The organism is Rhodanobacter sp. B04, from assembly GCF_002001125.1.
Taxonomy (GTDB): domain Bacteria; phylum Pseudomonadota; class Gammaproteobacteria; order Xanthomonadales; family Rhodanobacteraceae; genus Rhodanobacter.
Window position 1 is genome coordinate 1 of record NZ_MUNV01000027.1, and the last position, 5663, is coordinate 5663.

At 54.6% G+C, this 5663-nt stretch carries 2 tRNA genes and 3 rRNA genes; all 5 read left to right on the forward strand.

The window, feature by feature from the left end:
- Positions 1 to 274: 274 nt before the first annotated feature.
- The 5 genes from B0E46_RS17065 to rrf all read left to right on the forward strand — a co-directional run bounded on the left by B0E46_RS17065 (position 275) and on the right by rrf (position 5511).
- Positions 275 to 1819: ribosomal RNA gene (locus B0E46_RS17065) — 16S ribosomal RNA — on the forward strand.
- 99 nt (positions 1820 to 1918) lie between these two features.
- A tRNA-Ile gene (locus B0E46_RS17070) sits at positions 1919 to 1995 on the forward strand.
- A 23-nt stretch (positions 1996 to 2018) separates the two neighbouring features.
- Positions 2019 to 2094: transfer RNA gene (locus B0E46_RS17075), tRNA-Ala, on the forward strand.
- A 231-nt stretch (positions 2095 to 2325) separates the two neighbouring features.
- Positions 2326 to 5207, forward strand: a 23S ribosomal RNA gene (locus tag B0E46_RS17080).
- Positions 5208 to 5397: 190 nt separating this feature from the next.
- Positions 5398 to 5511, forward strand: a 5S ribosomal RNA gene (gene rrf, locus B0E46_RS17085).
- The 16S, 23S and 5S rRNA genes sit together here with 2 tRNA genes alongside, the layout of an rRNA operon.
- Positions 5512 to 5663: the final 152 nt, after the last annotated feature.

Consider the following 5663-nt stretch of genomic DNA (forward strand, 5'->3'; position numbering starts at 1 on the left):
GGGTGTTGACGGTCGTAAAAAGCGATGTAGAATGGGCGGCTCACCTAGGACGAAACGTTCTGGGGCGCAAACCGGAAACGGGATGCAAGCGAAAGATCTTTGACAGTGTGCGCAGGTGAATTGTGTGGACGTCTTGTGTTGATGGGTTACGACCTGTCCAAGCAATGCAAGCGTCCCACCAAGTAAAAAGTCAGTAATGAGTTTTGATTGGTTGGGAACATACGCTTCAGAAAGATAGATGGCCGAGCCTGCAAGGGTGAGGTTGTCGAAAACTTAAGTGAAGAGTTTGATCCTGGCTCAGATTGAACGCTGGCGGCATGCCTAACACATGCAAGTCGAACGGCAGCACAGTGGTAGCAATACCATGGGTGGCGAGTGGCGGACGGGTGAGTAATGCATCGGGACCTACCCAGACGTGGGGGATAACGTAGGGAAACTTACGCTAATACCGCATACGTCCTACGGGAGAAAGCGGGGGACCTTCGGGCCTCGCGCGGTTGGACGGACCGATGTGCGATTAGCTAGTTGGTAGGGTAATGGCCTACCAAGGCGACGATCGCTAGCTGGTCTGAGAGGATGATCAGCCACACTGGAACTGAGACACGGTCCAGACTCCTACGGGAGGCAGCAGTGGGGAATATTGGACAATGGGCGCAAGCCTGATCCAGCAATGCCGCGTGTGTGAAGAAGGCCTTCGGGTTGTAAAGCACTTTTATCAGGAGCGAAATACTGTCGGTTAATAACCGGCGGGGCTGACGGTACCTGAGGAATAAGCACCGGCTAACTTCGTGCCAGCAGCCGCGGTAATACGAAGGGTGCAAGCGTTAATCGGAATTACTGGGCGTAAAGGGTGCGTAGGCGGTTCGTTAAGTCTGTCGTGAAATCCCCGGGCTCAACCTGGGAATGGCGATGGATACTGGCGAGCTAGAGTGTGTCAGAGGATGGTGGAATTCCCGGTGTAGCGGTGAAATGCGTAGAGATCGGGAGGAACATCAGTGGCGAAGGCGGCCATCTGGGACAACACTGACGCTGAAGCACGAAAGCGTGGGGAGCAAACAGGATTAGATACCCTGGTAGTCCACGCCCTAAACGATGCGAACTGGATGTTGGTCTCAACTCGGAGATCAGTGTCGAAGCTAACGCGTTAAGTTCGCCGCCTGGGGAGTACGGTCGCAAGACTGAAACTCAAAGGAATTGACGGGGGCCCGCACAAGCGGTGGAGTATGTGGTTTAATTCGATGCAACGCGAAGAACCTTACCTGGCCTTGACATGTCCGGAATCCTGCAGAGATGCGGGAGTGCCTTCGGGAATCGGAACACAGGTGCTGCATGGCTGTCGTCAGCTCGTGTCGTGAGATGTTGGGTTAAGTCCCGCAACGAGCGCAACCCTTGTCCTTAGTTGCCAGCACGTAATGGTGGGAACTCTAAGGAGACTGCCGGTGACAAACCGGAGGAAGGTGGGGATGACGTCAAGTCCTCATGGCCCTTACGGCCAGGGCTACACACGTACTACAATGGTCGGTACAGAGGGTTGCAATACCGCGAGGTGGAGCCAATCCCAGAAAGCCGATCCCAGTCCGGATCGGAGTCTGCAACTCGACTCCGTGAAGTCGGAATCGCTAGTAATCGCGGATCAGCTATGCCGCGGTGAATACGTTCCCGGGCCTTGTACACACCGCCCGTCACACCATGGGAGTGAGTTGCTCCAGAAGCCGTTAGTCTAACCGCAAGGGGGACGACGACCACGGAGTGGTTCATGACTGGGGTGAAGTCGTAACAAGGTAGCCGTATCGGAAGGTGCGGCTGGATCACCTCCTTTCGAGAATGACGGCGTGATTCGTCACGCAAGACGTCCACACAAGACACCTGCACATCCGCATGCACCAAGCATGCTGGCCTTAGACGGCCTAAGCTTTATGGGTCTGTAGCTCAGGTGGTTAGAGCGCACCCCTGATAAGGGTGAGGCCGGTGGTTCGAGTCCTCCCAGACCCACCACCAAGTACCAAGCGTAATCTCTTGGGGCCTTAGCTCAGCTGGGAGAGCACCTGCTTTGCAAGCAGGGGGTCGTCGGTTCGATCCCGACAGGCTCCACCACGCTTGGGTACGGCATAGGGCTGATTGACAGCTTGGCCGCGGATGTGTTGCACACACAAGATTTTGAAATCATCCGGCATTGAGGCCGGCGTGATGTTCTTTGAAAACAAGTAAACGAGTGACAAGCGTCTTGGTTCGAACCGAACCGAGACAAGTGTTAAGGCAAGTAACGAAGTGGTTTGGACATGATTCTGTCAAAGGAATCGGCCCCGAGGCGACTTGGGGTTATATGGTCAAGCGACTAAGCGTATACGGTGGATGCCTTGGCAGTCAGAGGCGATGAAGGACGTGGCAGCCTGCGAAAAGTGTCGGGGAGCTGGCAACAAGCTTTGATCCGGCAATGTCCGAATGGGGAAACCCACTCCGCAAGGAGTACTGCATGGTGAATACATAGCCATGCAGGGCGAACCCGGGGAACTGAAATATCTAAGTACCCGGAGGAAAAGAAATCAACCGAGATTCCCTGAGTAGCGACGAGCGAACGGGGACTAGCCCAAAAGCACCTTATGTTTTAGTCAAACGGGATGGAAAGCCCGGCCATAGATGGTGATAGCCCAGTCGACGAAAAGACATTTGGTGTGAAATTGAGTAAGGCGGGGCACGTGAAACCTTGTCTGAACATGGGGGGACCATCCTCCAAGGCTAAATACTACTGACTGACCGATAGCGAACTAGTACCGTGAGGGAAAGGCGAAAAGAACCCCGGAGAGGGGAGTGAAATAGACCCTGAAACCGTATACGTACAAGCAGTGGAAGCCCGTAAGGGTAACTGCGTACCTTTTGTATAATGGGTCAGCGACTTACTGTCAGTGGCAAGCTTAACCGTATAGGGGAGGCGAAGAGAAATCGAGTCTGAATAGGGCGCATAGTCTCTGGCAGTAGACCCGAAACCGAGTGATCTATCCTTGGCCAGGTTGAAGGTGCGGTAACACGCACTGGAGGACCGAACCCACATCTGTTGCAATAGATGGGGATGAGCTGAGGATAGGAGTGAAAGGCTAAACAAACTCGGAGATAGCTGGTTCTCCTCGAAAGCTATTTAGGTAGCGCCTCGTGCGAATACTGTTGGGGGTAGAGCACTGTTATGGCTAGGGGGTCATCGCGACTTACCAAACCATGGCAAACTCCGAATACCAACACGTACTACACGGGAGACACACGGCGGGTGCTAACGTCCGTCGTGAAAAGGGAAACAACCCAGACCCGCAGCTAAGGTCCCAAAGTCATAGCTAAGTGGAAAACGATGTGGAAAGGCATAGACAGCCAGGAGGTTGGCTTAGAAGCAGCCACCCTTTAAAGAAAGCGTAATAGCTCACTGGTCGAGTCGGTCTGCGCGGAAGATTTAACGGGGCTAAGCTATGCACCGAAGCTCGGGGTGTGCACATTTATGTGTACGCGGTAGAGGAGCGTTCCGTAAGCCTGTGAAGGTGGATTGTAAAGTCTGCTGGAGGTATCGGAAGTGCGAATGCTGACATGAGTAACGATAATGGGGGTGAAAAGCCCCCACGCCGAAAGCCCAAGGTTTCCTCGCGCAACGTTAATCGGCGCAGGGTGAGTCGGCCCCTAAGGCGAGGCAGAAATGCGTAGTCGATGGGAAGCAGGTTAATATTCCTGCACTTTTCCATAGTGCGATGTGGGGACGGAGAAGGTTAGGTCTACCGGGCGTTGGTTGTCCCGGGGAAAGGAGGTAGGCATGCATCTTAGGCAAATCCGGGATGCTTTATGCCGAGCACCGAGACGAGCCCTATTGGGCGAAGTGACTGACACCACGCTTCCAGGAAAAGCCACTAAGCTTCAGCTATGGAAAAACCGTACCGTAAACCGACACTGGTAGGCAGGGTGAGAATCCCAAGGCGCTTGAGAGAACTCGGGTGAAGGAACTAGGCAAAATGGCACCGTAACTTCGGGAGAAGGTGCGCCCATCGACGTGGTCACGTGCGTGACTGAGCGTTGATGGGTCGCAGTAACCTGGCCGCTGCGACTGTTTATCAAAAACACAGCACTCTGCAAACACGAAAGTGGACGTATAGGGTGTGACGCCTGCCCGGTGCTGGAAGGTTAATTGATGGGGTCAGCCGCAAGGCGAAGCTCTTGATCGAAGCCCCAGTAAACGGCGGCCGTAACTATAACGGTCCTAAGGTAGCGAAATTCCTTGTCGGGTAAGTTCCGACCTGCACGAATGGCGTAACGACAGCGGCGCTGTCTCCACCCGAGACTCAGTGAAATTGAATTCGCTGTGAAGATGCAGCGTTCCCGCGGCAAGACGGAAAGACCCCGTGAACCTTTACTATAGCTTTACACTGAACGTTGAGTTCTTCTGTGTAGGATAGGTGGGAGGCTTTGAAGCGCAGACGCCAGTTTGCGTGGAGCCATCCTTGAAATACCACCCTGAAGTGCTTGACGTTCTAACCTAGGTCCGTAATCCGGATCAGGGACCGTGTATGGTGGGTAGTTTGACTGGGGCGGTCTCCTCCCAAAGAGTAACGGAGGAGCACGAAGGTACGCTCAGCGCGGTCGGACATCGCGCACTGTGTGCAATGGCATAAGCGTGCTTGACTGCGAGATCGACGGATCAAGCAGGTACGAAAGTAGGTCATAGTGATCCGGTGGTTCTGTATGGAAGGGCCATCGCTCAACGGATAAAAGGTACTCCGGGGATAACAGGCTGATACCGCCCAAGAGTTCATATCGACGGCGGTGTTTGGCACCTCGATGTCGGCTCATCACATCCTGGGGCTGTAGCCGGTCCCAAGGGTATGGCTGTTCGCCATTTAAAGTGGTACGCGAGCTGGGTTCAGAACGTCGTGAGACAGTTCGGTCCCTATCTGTCGTGGGCGTTGGAGATTTGAGGGGGGCTGCTCCTAGTACGAGAGGACCGGAGTGGACGTTCCGCTGGTGTTCGGGTTGTCATGCCCATGGCATTGCCCGGTAGCTATGAACGGAAGTGATAACCGCTGAAAGCATCTAAGCGGGAAGCACGCCCCAAGATGAGATCTCCCGAGAGCTTGACTCTCCTTAAGGCACCATCAAGACCAGGTGGTTGATAGGTCAGGTGTGGAAGCGCAGCAATGCGTTGAGCTAACTGATACTAATGAGCCGTGAGGCTTGACCATATAACCCCAAGACGCTTCGTTCCTTAGCGACGTCCCGATTCGAATTCACCTCGACGCTTGTCACTCGTTTACGTCTTATTTGACGCGAAGTCCTTTTCGCGAAGAGCAAAACCCGCCATCCCTGGCGGACTCTTCCAAAGGGCTTCATCCAGACTGAAGCCGGCGCGCCATGCGCTGCTTCAACCCCTTCCCTGGCGGCCATAGCGGCGTGGTACCACCTGATCCCATCCCGAACTCAGAAGTGAAACGCGCATGCGCCGATGGTAGTGTGGCTTTGCCATGCAAGAGTAGGTCACCGCCAGGGGCTTTATCCCAGAAACCTCCACCCGAAACGGTGGGGGTTTTTTCTTGGCCGGCTCTACCGGCGCCGATCGACCGCTCGCTAGCAGCAACAGATCTCTGTCACGCAACTCATCCACGAAGGCCTTCCCACCCGGACAGGCCTTCGTCTTGGCG